Annotated in this window: 20 protein-coding genes; 17 read left to right on the top strand and 3 right to left on the bottom strand. The window is 70.8% G+C overall.

The window, feature by feature from the left end; all coding sequences use genetic code 11:
• Window positions 1-292 precede the first annotated feature (292 nt).
• From H4281_RS23535 to H4281_RS23520, 4 genes are read left to right on the top strand one after another with little or no spacing between them, the layout of a single operon-like run.
• Window positions 293-6,700: a type I polyketide synthase gene (locus H4281_RS23535; RefSeq protein WP_182893093.1), complete on the top strand. Its 6,408-nt coding sequence runs from the start codon at window positions 293-295 to the stop codon at window positions 6,698-6,700.
• On the top strand, window positions 6,697-7,710 hold the full coding sequence (locus H4281_RS23530; RefSeq protein WP_182893500.1) for an NAD-dependent epimerase/dehydratase family protein: 1,014 nt from the start codon (window positions 6,697-6,699) through the stop codon (window positions 7,708-7,710). The genes H4281_RS23535 and H4281_RS23530 overlap by 4 nt, the downstream gene beginning before the upstream one ends.
• A gap of 19 nt (window positions 7,711-7,729) precedes the next feature.
• Window positions 7,730-8,464 carry a thioesterase II family protein gene (locus H4281_RS23525; RefSeq protein WP_220507741.1) on the top strand — a complete coding sequence of 245 codons (735 nt, stop codon included), beginning with the start codon at window positions 7,730-7,732 and terminating at the stop codon, window positions 8,462-8,464.
• Window positions 8,455-9,345 carry a DUF6206 family protein gene (locus H4281_RS23520; RefSeq protein WP_182893092.1) on the top strand — a complete coding sequence of 297 codons (891 nt, stop codon included), beginning with the start codon at window positions 8,455-8,457 and terminating at the stop codon, window positions 9,343-9,345. The genes H4281_RS23525 and H4281_RS23520 overlap by 10 nt, the downstream gene beginning before the upstream one ends.
• Window positions 9,346-9,389: 44 nt before the next feature.
• Here the strand turns inward: H4281_RS23520 and H4281_RS23515 are convergent, their stop codons facing one another.
• Window positions 9,390-9,848, bottom strand: a complete 459-nt coding sequence (locus H4281_RS23515; RefSeq protein ID WP_182893091.1) for an Lrp/AsnC family transcriptional regulator — start codon at window positions 9,846-9,848, stop codon at window positions 9,390-9,392.
• Between the two features lie 63 nt (window positions 9,849-9,911).
• Between H4281_RS23515 and H4281_RS23510 the strand changes: the two genes are divergently transcribed.
• Together H4281_RS23510 and H4281_RS23505 are read left to right on the top strand one after the other, a co-directional pair.
• Window positions 9,912-10,628, top strand: coding sequence for an AzlC family ABC transporter permease (locus tag H4281_RS23510; RefSeq protein ID WP_237600408.1), 717 nt, complete (start codon window positions 9,912-9,914; stop codon window positions 10,626-10,628).
• Entirely contained in the window at window positions 10,621-10,950 is a 330-nt protein-coding gene (locus tag H4281_RS23505) for a branched-chain amino acid transport AzlD family protein (protein WP_182893090.1), read from the top strand. Before H4281_RS23510 ends, H4281_RS23505 begins: the two co-directional genes overlap by 8 nt.
• Window positions 10,951-10,962: 12 nt before the next feature.
• On the opposite strand, the gene H4281_RS23500 is transcribed toward H4281_RS23505, so the two are convergent.
• Complete coding sequence (locus H4281_RS23500) at window positions 10,963-11,532, bottom strand: DUF6000 family protein (RefSeq protein ID WP_182893089.1); 570 nt, start codon at window positions 11,530-11,532, stop codon at window positions 10,963-10,965.
• Window positions 11,533-11,566: 34 nt separating this feature from the next.
• A complete protein-coding gene (locus H4281_RS23495; protein ID WP_182893088.1) occupies window positions 11,567-13,207 on the bottom strand; it encodes an NAD(P)/FAD-dependent oxidoreductase in 1,641 nt (546 codons plus the stop codon).
• A 132-nt stretch (window positions 13,208-13,339) separates the two neighbouring features.
• On the opposite strand from H4281_RS23495, the gene H4281_RS23490 reads away from it, so the two are divergent.
• From H4281_RS23490 to H4281_RS23440, 11 genes are all read left to right on the top strand, one after another.
• Complete coding sequence (locus H4281_RS23490; protein ID WP_182893087.1) at window positions 13,340-14,161, top strand: type 1 glutamine amidotransferase domain-containing protein; 822 nt, start codon at window positions 13,340-13,342, stop codon at window positions 14,159-14,161.
• A gap of 6 nt (window positions 14,162-14,167) precedes the next feature.
• Window positions 14,168-15,760, top strand: a complete 1,593-nt coding sequence (locus H4281_RS23485; RefSeq protein WP_182893086.1) for a thiamine pyrophosphate-binding protein — start codon at window positions 14,168-14,170, stop codon at window positions 15,758-15,760.
• Window positions 15,761-15,770: 10 nt separating this feature from the next.
• Complete coding sequence (locus H4281_RS23480) at window positions 15,771-16,403, top strand: DJ-1/PfpI family protein (protein ID WP_312872168.1); 633 nt, start codon at window positions 15,771-15,773, stop codon at window positions 16,401-16,403.
• Entirely contained in the window at window positions 16,400-18,259 is a 1,860-nt protein-coding gene (locus H4281_RS23475; protein WP_182893085.1) for an AGE family epimerase/isomerase, read from the top strand. Before H4281_RS23480 ends, H4281_RS23475 begins: the two co-directional genes overlap by 4 nt.
• 15 nt (window positions 18,260-18,274) lie before the next feature.
• Window positions 18,275-18,610: an STAS domain-containing protein gene (locus H4281_RS23470; protein ID WP_182893084.1), complete on the top strand. Its 336-nt coding sequence runs from the start codon at window positions 18,275-18,277 to the stop codon at window positions 18,608-18,610.
• Window positions 18,607-20,712 (top strand): glycogen debranching protein GlgX, encoded by a 2,106-nt coding sequence (gene glgX, locus H4281_RS23465; protein ID WP_220507740.1) that lies wholly within the window; start codon window positions 18,607-18,609, stop codon window positions 20,710-20,712. Before H4281_RS23470 ends, glgX begins: the two co-directional genes overlap by 4 nt.
• A 3-nt stretch (window positions 20,713-20,715) precedes the next feature.
• Window positions 20,716-21,039: an STAS domain-containing protein gene (locus H4281_RS23460; protein WP_182893083.1), complete on the top strand. Its 324-nt coding sequence runs from the start codon at window positions 20,716-20,718 to the stop codon at window positions 21,037-21,039.
• A complete protein-coding gene (locus H4281_RS23455) occupies window positions 21,036-21,482 on the top strand; it encodes an ATP-binding protein (protein WP_182893082.1) in 447 nt (148 codons plus the stop codon). Before H4281_RS23460 ends, H4281_RS23455 begins: the two co-directional genes overlap by 4 nt.
• Complete coding sequence (locus tag H4281_RS23450; RefSeq protein WP_182893081.1) at window positions 21,451-22,683, top strand: PP2C family protein-serine/threonine phosphatase; 1,233 nt, start codon at window positions 21,451-21,453, stop codon at window positions 22,681-22,683. The genes H4281_RS23455 and H4281_RS23450 overlap by 32 nt, the downstream gene beginning before the upstream one ends.
• A gap of 82 nt (window positions 22,684-22,765) precedes the next feature.
• Window positions 22,766-23,569, top strand: a complete 804-nt coding sequence (locus H4281_RS23445; protein ID WP_182893080.1) for a helix-turn-helix transcriptional regulator — start codon at window positions 22,766-22,768, stop codon at window positions 23,567-23,569.
• A 133-nt stretch (window positions 23,570-23,702) separates the two neighbouring features.
• A complete protein-coding gene (locus H4281_RS23440) occupies window positions 23,703-26,681 on the top strand; it encodes a type I polyketide synthase (RefSeq protein WP_182893079.1) in 2,979 nt (992 codons plus the stop codon).
• The last annotated feature ends 216 nt before the right edge of the window (window positions 26,682-26,897 follow it).

Below are 26,897 nucleotides of genomic sequence, written 5' to 3'. Positions count from 1 at the left end.
AACGGGACTTAGCGTGACCTGGCGGTCCGCCCGGTTGTCGCCGGATCGCGGATCGGGTCAACTCAATGGGGGCTGCCGTGCGCGAGTGCATTCGTGAGACAGCTGGCACCACTATTACCGAATTCGTTGCGGCGTACCGTCCGGATTAGCGGTTTCCGCAACGGCATCAGTTCAGGTGCCTTGTCCGGGGCCGACGCCGCGGTGCGGCGGGCCGGTCCGCGGGTGCGCCCGCTTTCGCCGCCGTGTCAGGATTGCCTTGGGGGAGGAAGCGGCCATGGGCCGGGATTCGAGGATGACCGAGGCGCGCCCTGGCTCGCCCGCGACGCTGGCGGCTGTGCTGCGAGAGCGGGTCGAGCGGGGGCCGGACGAACTCGCCTGCCGCTTCGTCACCGATGCGGACGACGGCGGAGCCTGGACCTACCGCGGGCTCGACCGGTATGCCCGCGCCCTCGCGGTCCGCTTGCGGCGGGAGGGCTTGAACGGCAAGCCCGTCTTGCTGGCGCACCCGCCGGGGCTGGACTACGTCGGAGGTTTCCTCGGCTGCCAATACGCGGGGGCCGTCGCGGTGCCGGCTTATCCGGCGGACACCGCCCGGTCCGGCCACGCGCTGCGGCGGCTGGCCGCCATGGCCGCCGACTGCGCGGCGACGCACGCGTTGACCACGGCGGATGTGCTCCCGCGCAAGGGGAACCGGGACGCCGGGACCGGCGCGGCAGGCCCCGGTGCGCTGCGCTGGCTGGTCGCCGAGGAAACGGACGCCGCCCTCGCCGAGCACTGGGACGATCCGGGCACCGGCCGGGATTCGCTCGCTTTCCTGCAGTACACGTCGGGCTCGACCTCGGCGCCGAAGGGCGTGATGGTCAGCAACGAAAACGTGCTGCACAACCTGGAATCGATCCATCGCAGGCTCGGGCACGACGAGAATTCGGCGATCGTCTCCTGGCTCCCGCTCTACCACGATCTCGGCCTCATCGGGTGCTTCCTGACCGCTCTGTACGGCGGGGTGCCGCTGCATTTCCTGTCTCCCCTGGCGTTCGCCCGGCGGCCGATGCTCTGGCTGGAAACGCTGTCCGCGACCGGAGCCACCACTTCGGGCGGGCCCAACTTCGGCTACGAACACTGCTTGCGCAAGATCACCGAGCAGCAGCGGGACACCCTCGACCTTTCCCGGTGGCGGATCGCCGTCAACGGCGCGGAACCGATCAGATCCGGGACCCTGGACCGGTTCGCCGAGTTTTTCGCGCCGTGCGGGTTCGACCGGCGCGCGTTCTCTCCGTGTTACGGCCTCGCCGAGGCGACCTTGATGGTGACCGCGACCGCTTCGGCGGCCAAGCCGGTCCAGCGCACCTTCGACGCGGTCACGGTGGCGGAGGGAAATCCCGCGCCGCCGACAAGCCGGACCAGCCGCACTGTCCGGCTCGTCGGATGCGGTCCCGCCGCGGACGGGGTCGCGGTCGCCGTCGTCGACCCGGAAACCGGAAGGCGGCTCCCCTCGGGGCGGGTCGGCGAGATCTGGGTCGCCGGGCCGAGCGTGGCGAGAGGCTACTGGGGCAAGGACGAGGAGAGCGAACGGACCTTCCGGGCCGCTGTCGCGGACGAGCCGGGGGTTTCCTTCCTGCGCACCGGGGATCTCGGCTTCCAGCATCGCGGCGAGCTGTTCGTCGTCGGCCGGGCCAAGGACGTCATGGTCGTGCAGGGGACCAATCACTACCCGCAGGACATCGAGCTGACCGTCGAGAACGCGGCCGGCGCGCCGAGAGCGAACAGCGTGACGGCGTTCTCCGCCGAAATCGACGGCAGCGAGCAGCTGGTCGTGGCCCTCGAAGCAGCGGTCAGGCCGGGTGAGGACACGGACAGCTTGCTCGCGAAGGTCCGCTCGGGCATCGGGGCCGAGCACGCGGTTTCCCCGCACGCCGTCGTCGTGCTCCGGCCGGGAGCCCTGCCGAAGACGACAAGCGGCAAACTGCGAAGACAGGCTTGCAGCCGGGCTTTCCGCACTTTCGGCCTGGCTGTCGCGGCGGCGAGCGTCACGCGGGCTTCCGCTCCGAAGGCCGACGCGGCGCCGCCGTCCGCGGCCGCCGTGCTCCGGGCGCTCGCGGACATCTCCGGCCGGACCGACGTCGAGGGGCGCGGTTTCGCCGAACTGGGCCTCGAGTACCCCCGGCTCGTCGAGCTGGTCAGGAAGATCGAGGCACGATGGGGCATCGCCGTGCCGATCGGGCCGCTTCTGGTCGATCCCCGCGCCGACACCCTGGTGGCGTTGTGCCGCCGGCAGCCGCGGCGCGGCAGCCCGACCCCGGCAGAACTCCAGCACTGGCTGCGAGCGCGGCTCGGCGACCAGCTCGGCCTCCCGCCGTCCGCGATCGACCCCGCGCTGCCGCTGGCCGAGATCGGGGCCGGCTCGCAGCACCTGGTCGCACTCGTCGACGAGTTGGGCTCGTGGCTCGGCCGCGAGGTGACCCCCGCAACGGTGTTCGACTATCCGACGATCCGGGAGCTGTCCCAGCGGTTCGGCCGTCCGGCTCCGGCGCCGCCGCTCTCGCCCGCGGCGGATCCGCGCGCCGGCGAGCCGATCGCGATCGTGGGGATCGGCTGCAGGCTGCCGGGTGCGGTTGACGCCCGGTCTTACTGGAAGCTGCTGCTGGACGGCCGGGACGCGGTCACCGAAGTGCCCGCGGGGCGGTGGGACGCGGACGCGTTCCCGGCGCCCGGATTCGGCGGGTTCATCGACGGCGCGGACCAGTTCGACGCCCAGTTCTTCGGCATTTCCGCCCGTGAAGCGCAGCAGATGGACCCCCAGCAGCGCCTGCTGCTCGAGATCGCGTGGCAGTGCGTCGAGGACGCGGGGATCGCTCCCACCAGCCTGGCCGGCAGCGACGCGGGCGTGTTCGTCGGCATCAGCAGCAACGACTACGCGACGCTGCGTTCGGCCGGGCACGACGAGCCGGATCTGTACACCGCGACGGGAAACGCGCACGCGATCGCGGCCAACCGGCTGTCCTATCTGCTCGACCTGCGCGGCCCCAGCCTCGCCCTCGACACCGCCTGCTCCTCGTCGCTGGTCGCGGTGCATCTGGCCTGCCGAAGCCTGCGCGAGCGCGAATGCGGCCTCGCGCTCGCCGGCGGAGTCAACCTCATGCTGTCCCCGCTGCCGTCGGTGGCCTTCGCACAGGGACGGATGCTTGCCGCGCAAGGCCGTTGCCGGGTGTTCGACGACGCCGCCGACGGCTACGTCCGCGGCGAGGGCGCCGGGCTCGTGTGCTTGAAACTGCTGTCGGACGCGACCGCGGCGGGCGACCGCGTCTACGCGACGATCAGCGGATCCGCCGTCGCGCACGGCGGACGCGCCAACGGGCTCACCGCACCGAGCGGAATCGCGCAACGGCAAGTGATCCAGCGCGCGCTCGAGAAGGCGGGGCTCTGTGCCGAGGAGATCGACTACGTCGAAGCGCACGGCACCGCGACGAAACTCGGGGATCTGGTCGAGTGGGAGACGCTGGCCGCCGTCTACGGAACCGGCCGCGCCGACGACAAGCCGTGCCTGGTCGGCTCGGTCAAAGCCAACATCGGCCACCTGGAGGCCGCCGCGGGCGTGGCAGGCCTGATCAAGGCAGCACTCGTCGTGCATCACGGCGAGGTGCCGCCGCAACTGCATCTCGAAACCCCCAGCACCCGGCTGGCCTGGGCCGACTCGGGACTGACAGTGTCCACCCGGCGCACCGAACTGCTCAAACGCGGTGCCGCCCGCGCCGCCGTCAGCTCGTTCGGATTCGGCGGCGCGAACGCGCACGTCGTCCTCGAGCAAGCCCCGCGGGGAGAACCCGCCGGCACGGCGCCGGAACGAGCCGCGCACGTGCTCTGCCTGTCCGGGCACACGCCCACCGCGTTGCGCACGCTGGCCGGCGACTACCGCAGGCACCTCGCCGCGAACCCGGAGGCCGGACTGGACGACCTGTGCCGCGCCGCCAACACCGGACGCGCGCTGTTGCGGTATCGCGGTGCTGCGGTCGGCGCCGGCGCGAAACAACTCGACGCCGCGCTGGCCGCCCTCGCCGCGGACACCCCGTCCGCTGCCGTGGCGCGGGACGTCGACCGGGGCGAGCGCCGGCGAGTCGCGTTCGTGTTCAGCGGGCAGGGATCGCACTACGCCGGAATGGGGCGCGAACTTTACGAGGGGCATCCGTCGTTCCGGGACACCATCGACCAAGCGGGCCTGGTGCTGCGGCCGTTGCTCGACCGTCCGCTTCCGGAGCTGCTTCTTGCCGGGCAAAGCGAGGACTGGCTGACGCGAACGCGCTACTGCCAGCCCGCTCTTGTCGCCTTGGAGGTCGCCCTCGCCCGGCTGTGGATCTCGCTCGGAGTTCGGCCGGCGGCAGTGCTGGGCCACAGTGTCGGGGCCTACAGCGCCGCCTGTATTTCCGGCGCGGTCCAGTTCGACGACGTACTCGCGCTCGTCGCCTTGCGCGCGCGGTACATGGAGGAGCACAGCGCGGGCGGCGAGATGATCGCCTGCGTCGGCGACGCGGAGGTCGTCCGGGCGGTCGCCCTCCGGCAGCCGGGGATCGCGGTCGCCGCGGTGAACGCGCCCGATCACCTGGTGCTGGCCGGACCGCCCGCACCGATCGCCTCCGCCCGGCGCGAACTCGAGGCGAGCGCGGTCGACGTCCGGTCCTTGCGGGTCTCGCACGCGTTCCACTCGCCGATGATGGCCGGAGCCGCGCCGCCTCTGCGCGATGCCGCCAAGGAGGTGGATTTCGCCGCGCCGGCGACGCCCTGGATCAGCGACCTGACCGGCGAACCGGTCGGCGGCGTCGACGAGAACTACTGGGCGGACCATGTGCTCAGCCCGGTGTTGTTCGCGGACGGGTTCGCCGCGCTGCGGCGGCTCGGGTGCGACGCCTTCGCCGAAATCGGTCCGAACCAGACACTGCTCACGCTGGGCCGGGCAATGACCGCAGACCCGGCCGAAGCACTCTGGCTGCCGTCGCTGCGGCCGGGACGCGAGTGGGAGACACTGCTGCGTTCGCTGGGGCGGCTGCACTGTTCCGACGGCAGCGTGGACTGGGCGGCGCTCGACCGGCACCGGACCCGCGTGCCCGTCGACGTCCCGCATTCCGTGCGCGAACCGAGCTCCTGCTGGTTCACCGCGGCGGCGACGGGCAGCGCGGAGGGGGAGACCCGGGAGGCCCCGGCCGGACGCGATCCGGCGACCGCGATTCCGGTTCTGACCCGGCGAAGACTTCTGCACCACCTGGCGAGGGTGTCCGGGTTCGCCCCGGACCAGATCCCCTCGCACGCCCGGCTGGGCGCGGATCTCGGATTCGACTCGCTGATGGTGACCGAACTGCGGCGCCACTTCGGCCCGCTGCCCGAGCGGCAGGCCGAGCGGGTGCGGCAAGCACTCGCGGAGGATCCGACCGTGGCGCAGCTGACGGAGCTCCTGGAAGCGGGCGAGGGCGAGCCGGAGGCCCTCGAGCCCGCCGAGGTCCGGGAAAGGACCGGATTCGAGCAGTGGCCGGAGTACCTCGCCTTGCGGCAACGCCGGCGCCAGGTCGAACGCGGCGGCGCGAATCCCTACGACCGGGTCCACGACGGCGGCAATTCCGGGCACGCGACGATCGACGGCAAGCGGACAGTCAACTTCTCGGCGTTCAACTATCTGGCACTGTCCCACCACCGTCGAGTCCGCGAAGCGGCCAAAGCCGCCGTCGACCGCTACGGAACCTCGGCGTCGGCCACCCCGCTGCTGTGCGGCCAAACGCCGGTGCACAAGGAACTCGCGGCGGAAATCGCCGGGTTCCTCGGCACCGAGGACGCGATGGTCTTCGCGGGCGGCCACTCGGCCAACGTGGCCACCGTCGGGCATCTGTTCGGCCCGCCGGACCTCGTCCTGCACGACCGCTGGATCCACGACAGCATCGTGCGCGGCTGCGTCTTGTCAGGAGCACAGCGCCAGCCGTTCCCGCACAACGACTGGGCTTCCCTCGACGAGCGGCTCCGCGCGGCGCGCGACCGGCACCGCCGGACCTTGATCGTGCTCGAAGGCGCCTACAGCCAGGACGGCGACATCCCCGACCTGCCGCGGTTCGTCGAAGTCGCCAAGCGGCACGGCGCGATGCTCATGGTCGACGAAGCGCACTCGATCGGCGTTCTCGGCGCCACGGGCGCGGGCATCGGCGAGCACTTCGGCGTCGACCGCGCCGACGTCGACCTCTGGATGGGAACGCTGAGCAAAGCTCTCGGCAGCCTCGGCGGGTACCTCGCGGGCCGCGCGCCGGTGATCGAATACCTCGAATACACCGCGCCGCTCTACATTTTCAGCACCGGGATCTCGCCCGCCAACGCCGGTGCGGCGCTGGAGGCGATCCGGGTCGTCAAAGAAGAACCCGAGCGGGTCGCCAGGGTGCGGGAACTCGCGGACCTGTTCAGGACCGCGGCGAGGGCGCGGGGGCTGGACATCGGGGTGTCCCGCGCATCGGCGGTGATCCCGGTCGTCATCGGCGAATGGGAGCCTGCGATCGCGGTCTCGAACGCGCTGCTCGCCATGGGCGTGAACGCCATGCCCATCGGCTATCCGGCGGTCGAGCGCGACCAGTGCCGGCTGCGGTTCTTCGTCAACGCCGACCATGCCGAGGACGACATCGAATACTCGCTCGACCGGCTGGTCGAGGCCATGCGCGCGGCGGGAGTCCGGCCGTGACCGGGGAGACCGTGCTGGTGGCCGGCGCGAGCGGCTTCATCGGCGGCCGCCTGGTCCGCCGGCTGGCCGAGCGAGGACATCGCGTTCGCGCCCTGGTCCGGGCGCACAGCGATCGCCGGGGCCTGGCGGGCTTGCCCGTCGAGTTCCACGTCGGCGCACTGTCCGATCCGGACGCGCTGAACGAGGCGGCGGACGGCGCCGGATGCGTTTACAACTGCGCCGGGAAGTCCGCGGACTGGGGTGCGTGGAGCGAGTTCCGCGAAGTCAACGTCGAAGGCGCGGCGAATCTCGTCCGGGCCGCCGCCCGTGCCGGCACGGTGCGCCGTTTCGTGCACGTCAGCACCACCGATGTCTACGGCTATCCGACGCGGCCCTGCTCCGAGAACGTCCCGCCGCGAGACGTGGGGCTGCCCTACAACCGCAGCAAGCTGCTCGGCGAACGAGAAGTCCGCCGGGCGGCCGCTGAAGGCGGCGTGCCGCTGACGATCGTGCGACCGGTCTCGGTGTACGGACCGGGCAGCAAGGACTTCGTCGTCGAGGTCGCCAATCTGCTGCTGCGAGGGCAAATGATGTATGTCCGCGGCGGCAGAGCACCGGCCGGCCTGGTGTACGTGGACAACGTGGCCGACGCCATGATCGCCGCCGCGGCAGCCGAATCCGCGGTCGGCGGGGTGTACAACCTGCGGGACAACGAGGAGACCACCTGGCGCGAGTACCTCCGGGCGCTCGCCCGCGGACTGGGCGTCGGCGAGCCCAAGCTGAACCTGCCGGCACCGATCGCGACCGGGCTCGCGCTGGCCTTCGAAGCTGTCTACGGCGCGCTGCGCTTGCGCGGACGCCCGATGCTGACCCGGCACGCGGTGCATCTGTTCGAACGGAACCAGTTGTTCCCCATCGACCGGGCGAGACACGACTTCGCCTTCGACGGCGACGTGGGATTCGAGGACGGCATGCGGCGCACGATCGACTGGCTAGGGTCGGAGGAGGGGCGGCGACACGTCAAGCGATAGCGAGCACCCCGGGTCGCCGGTGCCGGACACCCCGTGGCTGCCAGGATTCAGCGGCGAGACGGGCGCTGTCCCGCGGCTCGTCTGCCTGCACCACGCCGGCGGGACCGCGTCGACCTATCAGGGCTGGCAGCGGCATCTCGCCGGGGTCGCCCAGGTCGTTCCGGTCCTGCTGCCGGGACGCGACCGCCACGTCCGGGCTCGCCCGCACGCCGGCCTCGAGCCGTTGGCCGACGAGCTGGCCGAAACGCTGATCGCGCACGGATTGGCTGATCGGTATGCGTTCTTCGGCCACAGCATGGGCGCGCTGCTGGCCTACGAACTCAGCTGCCGGTTGCGCGACCGCGGCCACGGCGAGCCGCTGCACCTGTTCGTTTCCGGAAGCCGGGCACCGCATCTCTACGGTCCCGCGCAGGTGTCCGATGCGGAGGTGCTGTCCGCGGCCGGGCAGCACGCGGTTCCCGAGAGCGCGGTGCTGCGGGCCGATCTCGCCCTCTGCGACAGCTATGCGTGGACGCCGCGCAGACCCCTGCGCTGCCCGGTCACCGCGTTCCGCGGCAGCGACGATCCGCTGGCCAATGCCGTAGAGGTCGAGGCATGGCGCTCTTACACGCAGGGGTCGCTAGTGGTTCGTCAGGTCGCCGGCGGGCATTTCTTTCTCGCAGGCGCGGGCCGGTCGCGAGTGCTGAACGCCCTCCGCGCGGAGCTCGCGGTCTTCCGGTCTGCCTCGGACAAGGGAGAACCGTTGTGTCCCTAGCCATCGCGCCTCGCGACCTCGATGCGTTGGAGCGCCAAGTGCAGGCCGCCTTGCGGTCCGGCGACTACGGCGTCTTCGACGTTCTCGGCCACGGCGAGGACACGCTGGTCCTCAAAGTCCGCACCGGCGAGGGAACGTTCGCCTGCAAGCGGCTTCCGCCGTTCCCGGACTACGATCGGTTTCAGCGGTACGAAGAAACACTCGCCCGCTATGTTGGGCAGTTGAGCGCTCACGGCATCACGGTGGCGCCTACCGAGTTGCGCTACCTGTCGCGGGGACGAAGCGGCGGCGTCGCCTACTGCGTCCAGGAAGCGCTGCCGCCGGCACAGCTGTGCTCGAAGCTGCTGCACACCCGGGATCTCGGCTGGGCGAAGTCCTTCTTCGCGCGATACCTGACCGCGATCGGACGGGCGGCCCGACCCGACCTGGGGCTCGACGCCCAGGCCAGCAACTGGTTCGACCTCGACGGGGAACTCGTGTTCGTCGACGTCACCACCCCGTTCCTGCGGGACGGCCGCGGCCGGGAGCAGGCCGACGTGGGGTTGCTGCTCACGTCCCTGCCGTGGATCCTGCGCGGCGCGGTCAAGGCAGTCATGCTCAAGGCAGCCACGGACAAGTACTACTCGACGCGCGGCATCGTCCTCGATTTCCTCGGCAACCTGTACAAGGACCGGCTCGATTCCCTGGTGCCGGTCTTCCTGGAACAGGCCAACGAGCGCCTCGAGGTTCCGCTGAGCAGCGGGGAAGTGGCTCGCTATTACGCAGGCGACGCGCGGATGTGGGCAATCGTCCAGCGGCTGCGCAAAGCCGACCGGTTCTGGCAGCGCACCGTCCGCCGCCGCACTTATCCGTTTCTGCTGCCGCCCACGATCCGGCGCTGAACCCGCTGCCAGGCCCTTCCCGGCCGGGGCCTTCCTTCCCGGACTCAGGCGTCGCCCTTGATCTTCTTCATCGTCAGGTGCGACGTGACGCGCAAAACCCCCGGCAGTCCGGAGAGCTTCCGCGTCTGGAATTCCTCGTACGCGGCGTGGTCGGCGACCGCGACGCGGATGAAGTAGTCGGGGCGGCCGAAGAGGCGGCGGAACTCGATGACCTCCTCGTAGGAGGCGACGGTGTCCTCGAGCGCCTCGATCGTCGCCCGGTCGGTCGCGTAGACCTCCAGGTCGATGAGCGTTTCCAGCCCCCGGCCGACGGTTTCCGGGTCGATCACCGCGCGGTACCCGGCGATCACTCCGGCGTCCTCGAGGCGCTTCACCCGGCGCAGGCACGGGGGAGGGGTGAGCCCGACCCGTTTGGCGAGTTCGACGTTGGTCAGCCTCCCGTCCTGACGGAGGTGAAACAAAATATCCCGATCCAGCGCATCCAGCCGCACTACATTGCTCACTGGCCCATTCTAGCGCCATGATCGGACACCAAATTAGCCACGAGCTGACGTAGTGTTCCAAGCGTGGAAACCGTGTCCGACCTGGCTGTTCGTGATCGCCCGCCCGCATTGGCCGCGCTGAAGGACTGCGGGTCCGTCGGGATCGGCCTGGTCCCGCTCGGACTCGCGTTCGGCGCGTTCCTCACGCATTCGGGCCTCGCCTGGTGGTGGGCGACGGTCTTCACCACGTTCATCTACGCGGGCTCGTTCGAGTTCCTGCTCATCGGCCTGGCCGCGGCGGCGGCCCCGCTGGCGTCGATCGGGCTCTCGGCGTTCCTGGTCAATGTCCGGCACGTCTTCTACGCGCTGTCCTTCCCGCTGCACCGCGTACGCGGTCGCGGAGCGCGCGCGTACAGCACGTTCGCCCTCACCGACGAGGCCTACGCACTGTCCACAACGGACGCCGCCCGCGAGTGGAACGGCGCGCGAATCCTGTGGCTGCAACTGTTCCTGCACCTGTTCTGGGTCGGCGGAGCAACGGTGGGCGGCCTGCTCGGCTCGCTCATCCCCAGCGGCGTCGTCGGCCTGGACTTCGCCATGACTGCCTTGTTCGTCGTACTCGCGCTGGACGCCGTCCGCGACCGCAAGGGAGACCTGCCTACGCCCGTCCTCGCCGCCTTGAGCGCGGTCGTGGCCCGCGTGGTCTTCCCCGGCCAGATGCTGCTGGCGGCGTTCGTGCTGTTCGTCGGCGGCTTGGTCGTCCGCGGCCTCGTCGCCGAACGGAGCGTGAGCAATGCCTGACCCCGTCTACCTGCTGGCCGCGGTCGCGGTGTCCGCCGCGGTCACGTGGGGCTTGCGGGCGCTCCCGTTCGCAGTCCTGGCCCCGCTGCGCGCCAGCCGGACCGTGCAGTACCTGAGCACCCGCATGCCTGCGGGGGTCATGGTGATCCTGCTGGTCTACTGCTTGCGCGACGTGTCGTGGACGTCTTCGAGCGCCTTCGCCCCGACGATCGCGCTGGCGGTGACGATCGGCCTGCATCTGTGGCGCCGCAACGCGGTGCTGAGCATCGTCGGCGGTACTGCGGTGCATGTTCTGCTGGCGAGCCTGCTGTTCCCGGGATGACTCGAAGGACGATCAAGGTTCGTCGACGGATCGCATGCAGTGCTCGGCAAAGGAACACATCATGCCGATCTGAGGACGCAGCGATCCGGGATCGGTGACCGGCGTCGCTGCCGCTGCGGTCCAGCGCTGCCATGCCCCGCTCGGCCCGAGGAAGGGGCTCGCGTGGCCGGCGCCGAGACGCGCGTCCAGGCAAAGGAACGCCGCCATCGCCCAGTGCTGGTCGTACATCAGGTCCGGGCGAGCCAGATACCGGTCGAGGCAGTCGACCGGCAATTGCGCGTCCTGCTGGGTGCCGGACCGCGTCAAGGCGAAGCAGAATCCCTTGCCCGCGCGACACAGTTTGCTCGCCAGCAGCAGTTCGCCGATGCGCTCGCGACGGTCGAGCCCGGCCAGCCAGGCCGCAGTCAGCTGTGCCCGCCATTCGTAGCCGAACGGCTCCCGAAGATCGTCGTCGGTGATCTGTCGCGCGTCGGCGGCGAGTGCGCGGGCGAAGGCGCTGCGTTCGGCTGGGGCCGGGAGTGACGTAACGGTCGACGATGAGGCCGAGTGCGTGTTCCCGCCGATGGTTGCGCATGGGCTCACTCTGCCGGAAGCAGGGCGGACTGAAAGGCCTGTCCTAAACCCCCGCCGCATGCTGGTGAATCTGCGTCACCGCGAGCGCCCCTTCGCCGACCGCCGACGCGATGCGCTTCACCGAGTCGGCGCGTACGTCCCCGGCCGCGAACACCCCCGGCGCGCTCGTTTCGAGCAGCATCGGCTCGCGGGGCAGGTCCCAGGTCTCGTCGAGCAGGCCCGCCAGTGCGGAGCCGGTGAGCAGGTACCCGCCGGTGTCGCGCCGCACCGTGTCCGCGAGCCAGCCGGTGCGGGGGCGGGCGCCGATGAAGCTGAACATGGACTCCGCGGCGATCTCGTCGACCGTGCCGGTCCGGTTGTCGCACAACGTGATTCGTTCCAGATGCGCGGCTCCGGACACGGATTCGACCTCGGTGGTCGCGCGGACCTCGATGTTCGGCGTCCCGTCGATCTCGTCCACCAGGTAGCGGGACATGCGGGTCGCCAGCGACGGTGCGCGGACGAGCATCGTGACCTGTTCGGCGTGCTTGGCGAAGTGCAGCGCCGCCTGTCCGGCCGAGTTCGCGCCGCCGACGATCACCACGTGCTGGCCCGCACACAACGCGGCTTCGGAGTTCGTTGAGCCGTAATAGATCCCGGCTCCTTCGAACCGGTCGCAGCCGTCCGCCGCGAGCCGGTGGTAGGACAGGCCGGTGGCCAGCAGCACGCTGCCCGCGCCGATCTCCCTGCCGTCGGACAGGCCGATCAGGTGCGCGCGGCCCGCGCGGCGCAACGACACCGCGCCGACCGGGGCGAGCAGTTCCGCGCCGAACCGGCGGGCCTGCGCCACCGCGCGCCGGGTCAGTTCGGCTCCGCTCACCCCGGCCGGGAAACCGAGGTAGTTCTCGATCCGGCTGGATGTGCCCGCCTGGCCGCCGGGCACGTGCGCGTCCAGCAGCAGCGTCGCGAGGCCTTCCGAGGCGCCGTACACCGCGGCGGCCAGTCCGGTCGGCCCGCCGCCCGCGATCACCAGGTCGTAGTGCGGCCGGGACAGCTCGCCGCGCAGGCCGAGCGCGGCCATCAGTTCGGTGCGCGTCGGCCGCACCAGCCGCCTGCCGTCGGGCAGTTCGACCGCGGGAACCTCGTCCGACCCCGTTTCGTCGACGTCGACGAAACGGAACGGCTGCAACAGCCGGGTGAGGAAATCGCGCAGCTGGTGCGTGGCGGGGGAGAACCGGTGCCCCACGACGCGGATGCCCTCGTACGGCGGCTCGTAGGTCGACTGCCATTCGGCGAGCAGGTCGTCCAGCACGGGGTACAGCCGTTCCGCGGGCGGCTCCCACGGCTTGACCAGATAGTGGTGCAGCTTGACCTCGTTGATCGCGTCGATCGCGACGGCGGTGTCGGCGTAGCCGGTGAGCAGCACCCGCCGCGCCGAAGGGAAGCGGTTCAGCGACTCGGCGAAGAACTCCATGCCCGTCATCTCCGGCATCCGCTGGTCGACCAGCAGCAGCGCGGGCTCTTCCCCTCGGTCGGCGAGCCGGTCGAGGATGCGCAGGCCGTCGGCGGGCGAGGTCGTGGACAGCACCCGGTAGCGGTCGGCGTAGACGCTGAGCAGGTCCCGGCGGACAGCGCGCAGCACGTGCGCGTCGTCGTCGACGGCGAGCAGGGCCGGTCGGTGGCGGGGCGGCGCGGATGCGGTCATGGCGACCAGTGTCGGGCGGCGCACGGGCTTTCCGGGACCACCTAACGAAGTAGCCGGAACCCGGCGCGGACTTCGTGGAGTAGCGAAGCCGGTTCTTGTTGCGCCGCACGGGAAGCGGGTTCACTCGACGGCGTGACAAAGATACTCGCGATCCTCTCGGAATACGGATACTGGGGCGAGGAACTCCTCGGACCGCTCGTGGCCTTCGACGAACACGGCTACCAGACCGTCTTCGCCACGCCGACCGGCAAACGGGCCCACGCACTGCCGCCGAGCCTCGACCCCGGCTACATCGACCCGCCGCTCGGCCGCTCCGTCACCACGCCGGAAGTCGCCGTAGCGGCCAGGGAACTCGACGAATCGTCCCGTTTGGACAATCCGCTCAGCCTGGAGCAGTGGATTCCCGACCGGCCCTACCAAAGCGAACCCGAACCGCTGCGCAAGACCGAGGACTACTACCGCGAACTCGCGAAGCTGGACACCGACATCGAGCAGTACGACGCGCTCGTGATCGTCGGCGGCAGCGGGCCGATCGTGGACCTGGCCAACAACGGCCGTCTGCACGAGCTGATCCTCGCCTTCGTCCGGGCGGACAAGCCGATCCTCGCCCTCTGCTACGGCGTCGCCGCCCTCGCGTTCGCCCGCGACTGGGAGGACCGCGTCAGCATCCTCCGGGGCAAGCACGTCACCGGGCACTGCAAGGAGTACGACTACAAGGACGGCACGGGTTTCCTCGGCGTCGACTTCAACATGGGCCCGCCGCCGTACCCGCTGGAGTACATCCTGCGCGACGCGACCGGCCCGGACGGCCGCTACCACGGCAACGTCGGCAAGGAGACGTCGGTGATCGTCGACTTCCCGTACGTCACCGCACGGTCCACTCCGGACTCTTTCCTCGGCGGCGGCAAGCTGGTCGAGGTGCTCGAGTCCGGCCTGCGCCGGTACGGCTGGTAGGCCGTCATGCACGAGCGTCCCGGCAAGATCGCGATCTTCGAACAGTTCGCGGCCGACGGCATGACCACGATGTTCGGCAACCCCGGCACGGTCGAACAGGGGCTGCTGGACATCGTGGACCAGCTGCCCGCGTTCTCTTACGTGCTGGCGCTGCAGGAGACCGTCGCGGTGGGCATCGCCGACGGGTACTGCCGGGCCGCGGCCGCCCCGGCGCTGGTGCAGCTGCACGCCGGGGTCGGCCTCGGCAACGGGATCGGCATGCTGTACCAGGCTAAGCGCGGCCATTCGCCGCTCGTGGTGATCGCGGGCAGTGCGGGTGTGCGCTACGACGCCATGGACTCGCAGATGGCCGCCGACCTCGTCGCCATGGCGCGGCCGGTGACCAAGTACGCGACGCGGGTCACCGATCCGTCCTCGCTGCTGCGGGTGCTGCGCCGCGCGGTGAAGATCGCCATGACCCCGCCGCGCGGCCCGGTCTTCGTCGAGCTGCCGATGGACGTCCTCGACGCGCCGACCGCCGAACCCGCGATGCCGGCGAGCGTGCCGAGCCGCGCGGCGTTCCCCCTCCCCGGCGAGCTGGACCGGGCGGCGGAACTGCTGCTCGGGGCGGAACGCCCGGTGATCCTCGCCGGCGACGGCGTCGCCGTGTCGGAGGCGCAGGCCGAACTCGCCGAGGTGGCGGAGCGGCTGGGCGCACCGGTGTGGGGCGTGGACACGTCCGAGGTGAACATGGACACCACGAACCCTTGGTACCGCGGGGAAACCGGGCACATGTTCGGCGAGACGAGCGCCGCGTCGGTCAAGGACGCGGACGCGGTGCTGATCGTCGGCACCTACGTGTTCCCGGACGTGTTCCCCTTGCTGGACAACCCGTTCGGCGATGCCAAGGTGGTGCACGTCGACCTGGACGACTTCGAGATCGCCAAGAACCACCCGGTCGATCTCGGCCTGGTCGCCGACCCGAAGGCGACGCTCGCGGGACTCGCCGCCAGATTGCCCGGCAGGCGCGCCGACCGGGCGGAGTGGCAGCGACCGGGCCTCGGGGAGGACGCTCCATTGATCGAACGGTTCTCGGCGGCGCTCGCCGACCAGGCGGGCGAGGACCTCGTGGTGTTCGACGAGGCGCTGACGGCGTCCCCCGGCCTTCGGCGCCACCTGCCGCCCCGCGTGCCCGGAAGCTATTTCGCCACCAGAGGCGGTTCCCTGGGCGTCGGCATCCCCGGCGCCATCGGGATCAAGCTCGCGCGGCCCAACGCGCCAGTGGTCGGTTTCACCGGCGACGGCGGCAGCATGTACACGATCCAGGCGCTGTGGACGGCCGCGCGACACGACGTCGCGGCGAAGTTCGTCATCTGCGACAACGGCAGATACGGCTTGCTGGACAACAACATCGAGCAGTACTGGCGGGAGCGGGACATCCAGGCGCACGCCTACCCGGATTCCTTCGACCTCGCCACGCCGCCGCTCGGCTTCGCGGAACTCGCGCGGAGCATGGGAGTTCCGGGCGTCAAGGTCGAGAAGGCAGCCGACGTCGAGCGGGCGGTCGCCGGCCTGCTCGGCCACGAGGGACCGTTCCTAGTCCACCTGATCACGTCCTGAAAGGACAGTCGTGAACACCATCCTCCGCCAAGGCGGCCGGCTGGCCGGGCGCAGCGTCGCCGTGTTGATGGAGACGGACTACGTCGAACCGGAGCTGTGGTACTACCTCCGCCGCTTCGCCGAGGAAGGCGTGGCACTGCGGCTGATCACCCGGCTGTGGGGCCAGCGGTCGATCACGTTCACCGGGCACGAGCACCAGCTGCCGATCACGGTCGACGGCGATCTCGAGACGCTCGACGCGTCCGCGCTGGACGCGCTGATCATCCCGTCCGGCATGGTGTCCGACCGGCTGCGCTACTCCGAACGCGTCGGCGAGCTCGCCCCGGCGGTGCGGTTCGCGCGTGCCGCGTTCGCCGATCCCGCCGTCCTCAAAGGAGTCATCTGCCACGGCATGTGGCTGCTGTCGCCGATTCCCGAGGTGGTCCGCGGCCGCAGGGTCACCTGCCACAACAACCTGATCGGCGACGTGCGCAACATGGGCGCGGTCTTCGCCGACCAGGACGTGGTGGTCGACGGCGACCTGGTCACCGCGCGCAGCGCCGACCACTGCCACCTGTTCGCCCGCACGCTCATCGACCTCATCGCCGCGCGGGCCGACCGCACCAGGAGGTCCGTCTTGGAGAGGATGGCGAGGGCGACATGACCGCGCACTCGGATCTCACCGCGCACCTGATCGCTCGCGACCGCCGCCGCCCGGAGCCCGCCGCCGGCGTGGACTACTCGTTCTCCGACCTGGTCGCGGGCTACGTCACCGAATCCGACGGGATGTCGTTCGAGCTGAAGACCTCCGGCGGGCGGCGGCAGCGGATCGCCTTCGGGCACACCATGTCCGCGGAGTTCCTGCGCAACCTGGGCGAGCCCTACGCCGACGCGACCGGGCAGGTGGCCGAGCTGCTGGCGCCGGGAAGATTCCTCTACGCGTACGGGATCCGCTATCCCTCGGGCCGGTTCGAGGCGAAGCGGCTGATCTTCCTCGGCCGCCGGGCAGGCGACTACTGCTTCGAGGACCCGCACTGGTGGTCCCGGCAGCTGGGCGAGATCGCGCGGTTCTACCGGCGGGCGCAGTTCGGCGGCGCGCGGCCGGTCGACTTCGCCGACTACCGCACCGTGCTGCGGCTCGGCGGGGACAAGAGCGACCACCACGTCCAGGAGACGGACACGATCTCCCGGCTGGTGTACGGGATGGCGTCGGCGTACCTGCTCACCGGCGACGAGGACTTCCTCGGCGTGGCCGACCGCGGCACCGAGTACCTGCGCGAGCACATGCGGTTCGTCGACCGCGACGAGGACGTCGTGTACTGGTACCACGGCATCGACGTGCGCGGCGGCAGCGAGCGCAAGCTGTTCACCTCCGAGTTCGGCGACGACTACGAGGCGATCCCGGCCTACGAGCAGATCTACGCGCTGGTCGGCCAGACCCAGCTGTTCCGGGTCACCGGCGACCGGCGGATCCGCGACGACATCGACGCGACGCTGCGGCTGTTCCGCCGCTTCTTCCGCGACCCCGACCTCGGCGGGTACTACTCGCACATCGACCCGGTGCTGCTGTCGCCGCACCAGGAATCGCTGCGGCACAACCGGTCGCGCAAGAACTGGAACTCGATCGGCGACCACGCGCCCGCCTACCTGATCAACCTCTGGCTGGCCACCGGGGAGAAACGGCACGCCGACATGCTGGCCGAGACCTTCGACCTGATCGCCGAGCACTTCCCGCGCGAGGACAGCCCGTTCGTGCAGGAACGGTTCCACGGCGACTGGACGCCGGACCGGACCTGGGGCTGGCAGCAGGACCGGGCGGTGGTCGGGCACAACCTCAAGATTGCCTGGAATCTCCTGCGGATGAACGCGATCCGGCCGGACCCGAAGTACGTCGAGCTCGCCGAACGGCTGGGCCGGACGATGCCGGACGTGGGGAGCGACCGGCGGCGCGGCGGCTGGTACGACATGGTGGAACGGCAGCTCGCCGACGGCGAGGACGCCCACCGGCTCGTCTGGCACGACCGCAAGGCCTGGTGGCAGCAGGAGCAGGCGATCCTCGCCTACCTGATCCTGGCCGGGACGACCGGCGACGCCGGGTTCCGCGAGCAGGCGCGGGAGGCCGCGGCGTTCTACAACAGCTTCTTCCTCGACCACGACGAGGGCGGCGTGTACTTCAACGTGCTCGCCGCGGGCACGCCGTACCTGCTCGGCACCGAGCGGCTCAAGGGCAGCCACTCGATGAGCATGTACCACAGCAGCGAGCTGTGCTTCCTGGCCACGGTGTACCAGCGCCTCCTGCTGTCCGGCGAGCCGATGACCCTGTGGTTCCGCCCGCGACCGGACGCGGACCGGCTGCTGCGGACCGCGCCGGACGCGCTGCCGAAGGGCCGGGTGCGGCTGTCGTGGGTCGAGGTCGACGGCCGCCCGTACTCCGCGTTCGACGCGGAGGAGATGACCGTGCGCCTGCCGGAGACCGGGCACGACCTGACCGTGCGGGCACATTTGTCCACTGTGGACTGACTGGGGAGCGGGACGATGGAGCTGGAGAAGTACATGCGGGGCCGGGTGACCGTGCTCGCGCTCGAGGGGGAACTGGACAGCGCGACGGCGGACGAGGCGCGGACGCGGATCAGCGAGCTGGTCCCGTCCGACGGCGCGGCGCTGCTCGACCTCGGCGGCATGACGTACACGTCGAGCGCGGGCCTGCGGGTCCTGCTGCTGGTCTACCGGCAGGTGCAGGAGTCCGGCGTGCCGCTGGCGCTCGCCCGGCTCACCCCGGACGTCGCCGAGGTCATGACCGGCACCGGGTTCATCGACTTCTTCACCGTCGTGGACACCGTCGACGCCGGGGTGGAGGCGCTGACCCGATGAGCCTCCAGCCGATGCGGACCGCGCCGCGCGCCGCTCCGTGCCCGGCGGGCCGGCTCGCCGGGTTCGACGTGCGGGAGGGCAGGCCGCTCCCGTTCGGGGCCACGCGCGTCCCCGGCGGCGTCAACTTCTCCGTCTACTCCACGGGCGCTGCCTCGGTGGCGCTCGTGCTGTTCTGGCGCGGCGCGGAGGAGCCGTTCGCGGAACTCGAATTCCCCGAGTGCTACCGCACCGGCTCGGTCTACGCCATGACGGTGTTCGGGCTGTGCGCCGAAGAGATCGAGTACGGCTACCGGATCGACGGCCCGTGGGATCCGGAGCGGGGCGACCGGTACGACGCCGCGTGCCTCCTGTCCGACCCGTACGCGACCGCGGTCGGCGGCCGCGAGACCTGGGGCGAACCGGGCGACCGGCGGTACCGCTACCGGTCGAGGATCGCCCCGGACGGCTTCGACTGGGCCGGCGACCGGCCGCTCGGCCTGCCCATGCAGGACCTGGTGATCTACGAGACGCACGTGCGCGGCTTCACCCGCCACCCGTCGTCGGGCGTGCGCTGGCCGGGCACGTTCGCCGGGCTCGCCGAGCGGATCCCGTACCTCGTCGAACTCGGCGTCAACTGCGTCGAGCTGATGCCGGTCCTCGAATTCGACGAGAACGAGAACCATCCGGCCGGGCTGCACGACTACTGGGGCTACAACACCGTCGGGTTCTTCGCGCCCAAGGCCTCCTACGCGGCGACCGGCGTGCTCGGCCGCCAGAACGACGAGCTGAAGAGCCTCGTGAAGCAACTGCACGCGGCGGGCATCGAGGTCGTGCTGGACGTGGTGTTCAACCACACCGCGGAAGGCGACGAGCGCGGTCCGACGTTTTCCTTCCGGGGCCTGGACAACCGGGTCTACTACATGCTGACCCCGGACGGGCGCTACTACAACTTCAGCGGCACCGGCAACACGGTGAACTGCAACCACCCGGTGGTGCTCGGCTTCGTGCTGGACTGCCTGCGGTACTGGGTGTCGGAGTACCACGTGGACGGTTTCCGGTTCGACCTCGCCGCGGTGCTCGGCCGCGCTTCCGACGGGTCGCCGCTCGCCAATCCGCCGCTGCTGGAGACGCTCGCGAGCGACCCGGTCCTGGCGCACACCAAGCTGATCGCCGAGGCGTGGGACGCGGGCGGGCTCTACCAGGTGGGCAGTTTCCCGGACTACTGCCGGTGGTCGGAGTGGAACGGCCGCTACCGCGACGCGGTCCGCCGGTTCCTCAAGGGCGAGCCGGGCACGGTCAGCGAGATGGCCGACCGGCTGATCGGCTCCCCGGACCTGTACCTGCGACGCGGCCCAGTGGCCTCGGTCAACTTCGTCACTTCGCACGACGGGTTCACCCTGCACGATCTGTTCGCCTACAACGACAAGCACAACGACGCCAACGGCGAGCACGGCGGCGACGGGGACGACGCCAACCACTCGTGGAACTGCGGGCACGAAGGCCCGGCGGGCGACCAGGAAGTGCTGGCGCTGCGGCGCAGGCAAGCGTGCAACGCGCTTCTGCTGCTGCTGACGAGCCACGGGGTGCCGATGCTGCTGGCGGGCGACGAGATCGGCCGCACGCAACAGGGAAACAACAACGCCTACTGCCACGACAGCGAAATCTCGTGGTTCGACTGGCGCGGTCTCGCGGAGAACGCCGATCTGCTGCTATTCGTCAAGCGGGCCATCGCGTTCCGGCGCGCGCATCCGGTGCTGCGCAGGCGCTGGCACATCACCGGCCACGCGAACGGCGCGCTGTTCCCGGACGTGAGCTGGCACGGCGTGCGCGCGTGGACACCGGACTGGTCCTCGCACAACCGGCTGCTGGCGGTCATGTTCCACGCCGAGGAGGAAGGCGCCGCGGACTGCGTCTACCTGGCGGCCAACGCGCACTGGGAGCGGCACGAGCTGGAACTGCCGCAGCTGCCGGATCACCTGGCGTGGCACCGGTTCGCGGACACCCACGCCGAACCTCCTGCCGAGCAGCCCGGCGCCGAGCCGGAGCTCGCCGACCAGGAACGGGTCCGCATCGGACCGAGAACGGTGCTCGTGCTCGTGGCGCGGGAACGTCGAGGGAGATGAACCATGGGGTTTCACGGAAGAATGCACGCGGAGAACGGCGTCGCGACCATCCGGCTCGCCGGCGAGGTGGACTCGCGCTCGGCGCACCGGCTCAACGAGCTGATCGTCGCCGCGGTCAAGCGGATGCCGCAGCGGCTGGTGCTGCTCGCCGAGGAGCTGACCTACCTGTCCTCGGCGGGGCTGCGCTCGCTGGTGTTCGCGCACCAGAAAATGGGGCGGGGCGTGGAGATCGTGCTCGTCGGCGTGCAGCCGGACGTGGCCGAGACCATCCGGCTGACCGGATTCGACCGCAGCATCGTGATGCACGAGGCGGGCGGGCAGCCGTGATCGCGGTCAAGGCGAGGGACATCGAGGAACTGGGCGTCCTGATCCCGGCGATCGTCGACCGGCTCGCGGGCGCGACCGGGATGACGCACAGCCAGGCCTACCGGATGCGCCTCGCGGCCGAGGAGATCACCACCAACATCGTGACGCACGGGTACGGCGGCCGCGGCGGGACGATCGACATCGACGCGGGCTACGACGACGCGTGGGTGTGGGTGCGGATCGAGGACGACGCGCCCGAGTTCGACCCGTCCGCCTACGACGTGGCGTCCCGGCTGGCCATGGATCCGGGATGGGCCCCGCTCGGCGGTTTCGGGCTGTTCCTCGCACTGTCCAGTGTGGACAGCCTGGAGCACGTCCGGGCCGGGGGCCGCAACCGCAACCTGCTCAAGATCCGGCGCGGGGGAGGGACCGATGAGGAAATCGTGCGTACTGGTCGTCGCTGACCCGGCCGCCAGGATGCCGCGGCTCGAACCCGCGCTGGCCGACGGCGGGTTCGAGGTGCGCACGGCGACCGAGGACGAGGTGCTCGCCGGCGACGAGCGCCTCGCCCCGCCGGACGGGCTGCTGGTGTCGGCGTCGCTGGGCCTGCAGCGGGTGGCGCTGCTGGCCAGGCGGTTCGCGCACCTGCCGAACCCGCCGACGACCATCGTGTTCCCGCAGGACGACTTCGACGCGCTGGAGGCGTGCGTGCGGGGCGGCTTCGACTACGTCCTGCCGCCGTTCCTGCCGAGCCTGCTGCGCAGCAGGATGAGCTCCTGCTGGGAACGCGGCCAGCTCGCCGGCGCGGTCGAGGACATGGCCGCCGAGGCCAGCCTGCGCGCCTACGAGCGGGACCTCGCCATCGCGCACGAGATCCAGTCCGGTTTCCTGCCGGAGAAGCTGCCCGCGCCGCACGGCTGGGACGTCGCGTCCCGCTTCCGGCCCGCCCGGCAGGTGGCGGGCGACTTCTACGACGGGTTCGAACTGGTCGGCGGGCGCCGGGTGGGGTTCGTGGTGGCCGACGTGTGCGACAAGGGCGTCGGCGCCGCGCTGTTCATGGCGCTGATCCGCACCCTGCTGCGGCACACCGCCGAGCACACCGGCACCGCCGGACGCCCTGGCGACGCGCCCGGGCCCGCTCCCGCGGCCGAGGCGGGCGAGCCGCTGCCGCCCATGCTGTCGGTGGGCGCGGGCCCGCTGGTGCAGGCGGTGGTGGCGACCAACCGGTACCTGACCCGCAACCACCTGCGCCAGGGTTACTTCGCCACGCTCATCTTCGGCGTGCTCGATCCCGCGTCGGGCGGCCTGCTCTACATCAACGGCGGGCACAACCCGGCGGTCCTGCTGCGCGCCGACGGCAGCCACACGCTGCTCACCCCGACCGGCCCGGCCGTCGGCATGATGCTGCACAGTTCCTACGGCCTCGGCTGCGCCCGCCTGGAACGGGGCGACACGCTGCTGTTGTACACCGATGGCGTAGTGGAGGCGCGCGCGGCGGGCGGATCGCTTTTCGGCATGGACCGGCTGATCACTGCGATAAGCGAACCGGCGACGTCCGCGGAGGAGGTTCTTTCGGAGGTGGACAAGGCTTTGCGTGCTCATGTCGGAGCAGCCGAACAATCGGACGACATCACGATGCTGGCACTGCATCGGGGTGCGCTGTGACTCGGGTGCCGGAATCCGCAGCCGCCCGTAGTATGGCGGGTGACCTTCCGCGTCATCCGGTTTTCGAAATCCTGGGGCTCAGTTGTCGACGGACGCCAGCAGACGGGAGCTTGCCAGGTTCCTGCGCAGCAGACGAGAGCGCATCGCTCCGTCCGAAGTCGGCCTGCCGCCGGGAACGCGAAGGCGGATACCGGGATTGCGGCGGGAAGAGGTCGCCGTGCTGGCCGGGGTCAGCCCCACCTGGTACACCTACCTCGAGCAGGGCCGGGGCATCCAGCCGTCCCGCGAGGTGCTCGACAGCCTGGCCAGGGTGCTGCGGCTGTCCGAAGACGAACGCCGCTACATCCACCGCCTTTCGCTCGGCGCCGTCGTCCACGCGGCCGCGCTGGACGCCGAAGTGCCCGCCGAAGTCCTGGTCGGGCAAATTGTCGCGATGTTCGAGGAAAGCCCGTATCCGGTGTACGCGGGCGACAATTACGGCGACCTCCTGGCGTGGAACCCGGCGGCGTGCGAGTGGTACGAGGACTGGGGCGCGCTCCCGAAGGAGGAACGGAACATCCTGAGGTGGATGCTGGTGTCGCCGGTCGCCCGGACCCGCTTGACGGACTGGGAGTCCGACACCCGGGACGCGGTCGCCCGGTGGCGGAGCGAGATGTCCCAGCATCCGAACGACCCGCGCCAGCAGGCCCAGGTCGCCGAGTTCGCCCGGCTCAGCCCGGAGTTCCGGGCCTGGTGGGGACAGCACCGGGTGGTGGAGCACCGGTCGCGGATCCGGCGGCTCCGGCACGACCGAATGGGGGCGCGGGCGTTGCGGATAACGGTCGTGCACACGCCGGAGATTGTGCCGGTCGGAGTAGTGCTGCACCTTCCGTTGGATTCGCACTAGAGTTCGCGGGCGTTTTCGCCGCGCCGATATTCCGTTAGTTCAAAGTTGACCTGGGGGTTTGCTGATGGACATGATGCGACCCGTCGGGACGAATCCCGCGGAAATGAGGAGTCGCTGTGCTGGGTCCACAGTCATGACAGGCGCTGGGGGGACGTTCGACGCCGGCCGTTCGGTGATCATGGTCGGTGTCGCCTGCCGGTTTCCCGGAGCGCGGAACGCGGACGAGTTGTGGGAACTGCTGATATCCGGAGGGGATGCGGTCGGGGAAATACCGCGCGAGCGGTTCGACGCCGAGAAATGTTATTCGGCGGAATCCGGGAAACCGCATACGATTCGCAGTCTTGGGGGTGGCTATCTGAATGACGTCGACAATTTCGACGCGGGGTTCTTCGGCATCACGCGGGGCGAGGCCGAGCAGATGGATCCGCAGCAGCGGATGCTCATGGAAGTCGTGTGGCAGGCCGTCGAGGACGCGGGCCTGACCGCGGAAGGCCTGGCGGGCAGCAACACCGGCGTGTACCTGAGCACGTTCGGCACCGAGTACTGGGATTTCGTGCGTGCCGCCGGCCGGAGCGGCCTGCACGCGGCCATGGGCACCGTGGTGCCCGGGATGATCGCCGGGCGCATCGCGCACCATCTGGACCTGCGCGGTCCGACCATGGGCGTGGCGGCCAACTGCGCGACGTCGCTGCTGGCGGTGCACCTGGCCGTCCGCGCGCTGCGGCACGGCGAGATCGACCTCGCCATCGTCGGCGGCGCGCAGCTGATGCTGTCGCCCGACCTGCACTTCGCGGTGTCGGAAGCGGAAATGCTGTCGCCGACCGGCCGTTCCCGGTTCGGCGACGCCAGCGCGGACGGCTACGTGCGCAGCGAGGGCGTCGGTGCGGTGATCCTCAAGCGGCTGCCGGACGCGACGCGCGATCGCGACCGCGGCTACGCGGCGATCGTGGGCACCGCGACCGGGAACAACGGCAGGAGCGGTCCGTCGCTGACCGCACCGGCGCAGGTCGCGCAGGAGAGCACGCTGCGAGCCGCTTACCGGGACGCGGGCATCCCGCCCGCGGCTGTCGGCTACGTCGAGGCGCACGGACCGGGCACTCCGGCGGGCGACCCGGTCGAACTGCAGGCGCTCGCCGACGTGCTGGGCGAAGGGCGGCCCGAGGACCGGCCGTGCCTCGTCGGCTCGGTGAAATCCAACATCGGCCACCTCGAAGGCGTGGCCGGGATCGCCGGGCTGATCAAGACCGCGCTGGTGCTGCGGCATCGCACCGTTCCGGCGACGCTGCACGTCACGAAGCCGATCGCGCAGTTCCGCCAGCCCGGCACCCCGCTGCGGCTGCCTCGCCGGACCCAGGTCCTCCCGGCCGAAGGGCAGACCGCGATCGCCGGGGTCACGTCGCTGGGGCTGGCGGGCGCGATCGTGCACGTCGTGCTCGCGGAACTCCCCGAGCGCGGGAGGGCCGACCCGCAGGAGCGCTCCGCCTACCTGCTTCCGCTGTCCGCCCGGCATCCGGAAGCATTGCGGCAGACCGCGCAACGGTACGCCGGGCTGCTCGAATCGCCGGCGGCCCCGGCACTCGCCGACGTCTGCCACACCGCCGCGGTGCGCCGCACGCACTTCGAGCGGCGGATGGCCGTGGTGGGCTCCGACCGCGAGGAACTCGTGGCCGCACTCGCCGCGGCCGGTCGGCGGCAGGGATCCGCGCAGGTGTTCGGTGACGGGAGTCCGGTCACCGAACCGCCGAAGATCGTGTTCGTCTATCCGGGGCAGGGCTCGCAGTGGCCGGGAATGGCGCGGGAACTGCTGGCGAGCAGCGAAGTTTTCGCCCGCCGGTTCGCCGAATGCGACCGCGCCGTGCGGCACGAGACGGGATGGTCGCCCGCCGAGGTCATCGGGAGCGGCGCTGAAGTGTCCACTATGGACTTCGTGCAGCCGGTGCTGTGGTCGGTCCAGGTGGCGCTCGCCGCGGTGTGGCGCGATTTCGGCGTCGAGCCGGACCTGGTGATCGGGCACAGCATGGGCGAAGTGGCCGCGGCGGTCACCGCGGGGGCGCTCAGCGTCTCCGATGGCGCGGCCGTGATCTGCAGGCGCTCCGCGCTGCTGGCCGCCCGGCGCACACCCGGTGCGATGTGGGCGGTTCAGCTCGGCGAGCAGGCGGCACAGCGGGCGATCGGCGAGTACGCGGACCGCGTGTGCGTCGGGGTCGTCAACAGCCGTGCCGCGACCGTGCTGTCCGGAGACCCGGACGCGCTGGCCGAGATCGTCGCCGGGCTGCGCGCGGACGGCGTGTTCTGCCGTCAGGTGCGGGTCGACTACGCCTCGCACGCCCCGCAGGTCGAACCGCTGCGCCCGCTGCTGCACGACGTGCTGGCGGGCCTGCGCCCGCGGCCGGGCCGGGTGCCGGTCCGCTCGACGGTGCTGGACAGCGTCGTCGACGGCTCCGGCTTCGACGCCGGGTACTGGGCGGACAACCTGATCCTCCCGGTGCGGTTCGAATCGGCGGTCCGCGCCGTGCTGGCGGACCGGCGGCCGACGGTGTTCGTCGAGATCAGCCCGCACCCGATCCTGAGTCTCGCGATCGAGGACGGGATCCAGGACGCCGCGGCGCGGGCATGGCAGGTCGCGTCGCTGCGCAGGGACGAACCGGAGTACAAGACCATGCTGGGCGGTCTGGGCGCCGTGTACGCGGCGGGCGGCGAGGTCGCGTTCGACCGCCTCGGCGACGGCCGGTTCGTCGACGTGCCGGGCTACCCGTGGCAGCACGAACGGTTCTGGATCGACGCGGGCGAGGTCGAGTGGCCGGGCGGAACCGGAGCGGCGCCGAGGGCGACTCCGATCGACGCGCTGCACTACGCCGAGTCCGCCGCGACCGTGCCCGGCCGCGTCCGCTACCTGCGGACGGCGGTCGGCCTGCTGCTCGGCCTGCCCGACGTCGACCCGGCCGTCCCGCTGCCCGCGCTCGGCCTGAGCTCGGTGTTCGCGGTGCAGCTCGCCTACCAGGTGCGGACCGAACTCGGCCTCCGCGTCAGCGGTCGGGACCTGCTGGGCGCGGCGTCGATCGAGGATCTGGCGCGGGAGCTGGAACCCCGGCCTCGCGAGGCGGTTTCCTGAGCGAAGGTGCTGCGGCCGCAGCGGCGACAACGCCGCTGCGGCCGCTTCTCGTGCGGGCCGCGCCGCCGCGGATTGCCCGGGCCGTGAAGGGCTCCTTGCGGGAATCAGAGTCCAATGCCGGGGGACTCAAGACGGCGTTACGGGTGCGGTTGAGGCGTGTCCGCCCAGGCCGAAGCCGCTGGCGGACCGTTGGCTTGCGTCGGGGGCGACGCGGAC

The sequence above is a fragment of the Amycolatopsis dendrobii genome (assembly GCF_014145675.1).
Taxonomy (GTDB): domain Bacteria; phylum Actinomycetota; class Actinomycetes; order Mycobacteriales; family Pseudonocardiaceae; genus Amycolatopsis; species Amycolatopsis dendrobii.
This window is presented reverse-complemented; position numbering and strand designations above follow the sequence as displayed.

Coding starts and splice junctions, on each gene's coding strand:
- H4281_RS23450 (WP_182893081.1), top strand. CDS start 21,451: ATGAGGAAATCGTGCGTACTGGTCGTCGCTGACCCGGCCGCCAGGATG.
- H4281_RS23440 (WP_182893079.1), top strand. CDS start 23,703: ATGACAGGCGCTGGGGGGACGTTCGACGCCGGCCGTTCGGTGATCATG.
- H4281_RS23485 (WP_182893086.1), top strand. CDS start 14,168: ATGCACGAGCGTCCCGGCAAGATCGCGATCTTCGAACAGTTCGCGGCC.
- H4281_RS23505 (WP_182893090.1), top strand. CDS start 10,621: ATGCCTGACCCCGTCTACCTGCTGGCCGCGGTCGCGGTGTCCGCCGCG.
- H4281_RS23470 (WP_182893084.1), top strand. CDS start 18,275: ATGGAGCTGGAGAAGTACATGCGGGGCCGGGTGACCGTGCTCGCGCTC.
- H4281_RS23535 (WP_182893093.1), top strand. CDS start 293: ATGACCGAGGCGCGCCCTGGCTCGCCCGCGACGCTGGCGGCTGTGCTG.
- H4281_RS23460 (WP_182893083.1), top strand. CDS start 20,716: ATGGGGTTTCACGGAAGAATGCACGCGGAGAACGGCGTCGCGACCATC.
- glgX (WP_220507740.1), top strand. CDS start 18,607: ATGAGCCTCCAGCCGATGCGGACCGCGCCGCGCGCCGCTCCGTGCCCG.
- H4281_RS23495 (WP_182893088.1), bottom strand. CDS start 13,207: ATGACCGCATCCGCGCCGCCCCGCCACCGACCGGCCCTGCTCGCCGTC.
- H4281_RS23475 (WP_182893085.1), top strand. CDS start 16,400: ATGACCGCGCACTCGGATCTCACCGCGCACCTGATCGCTCGCGACCGC.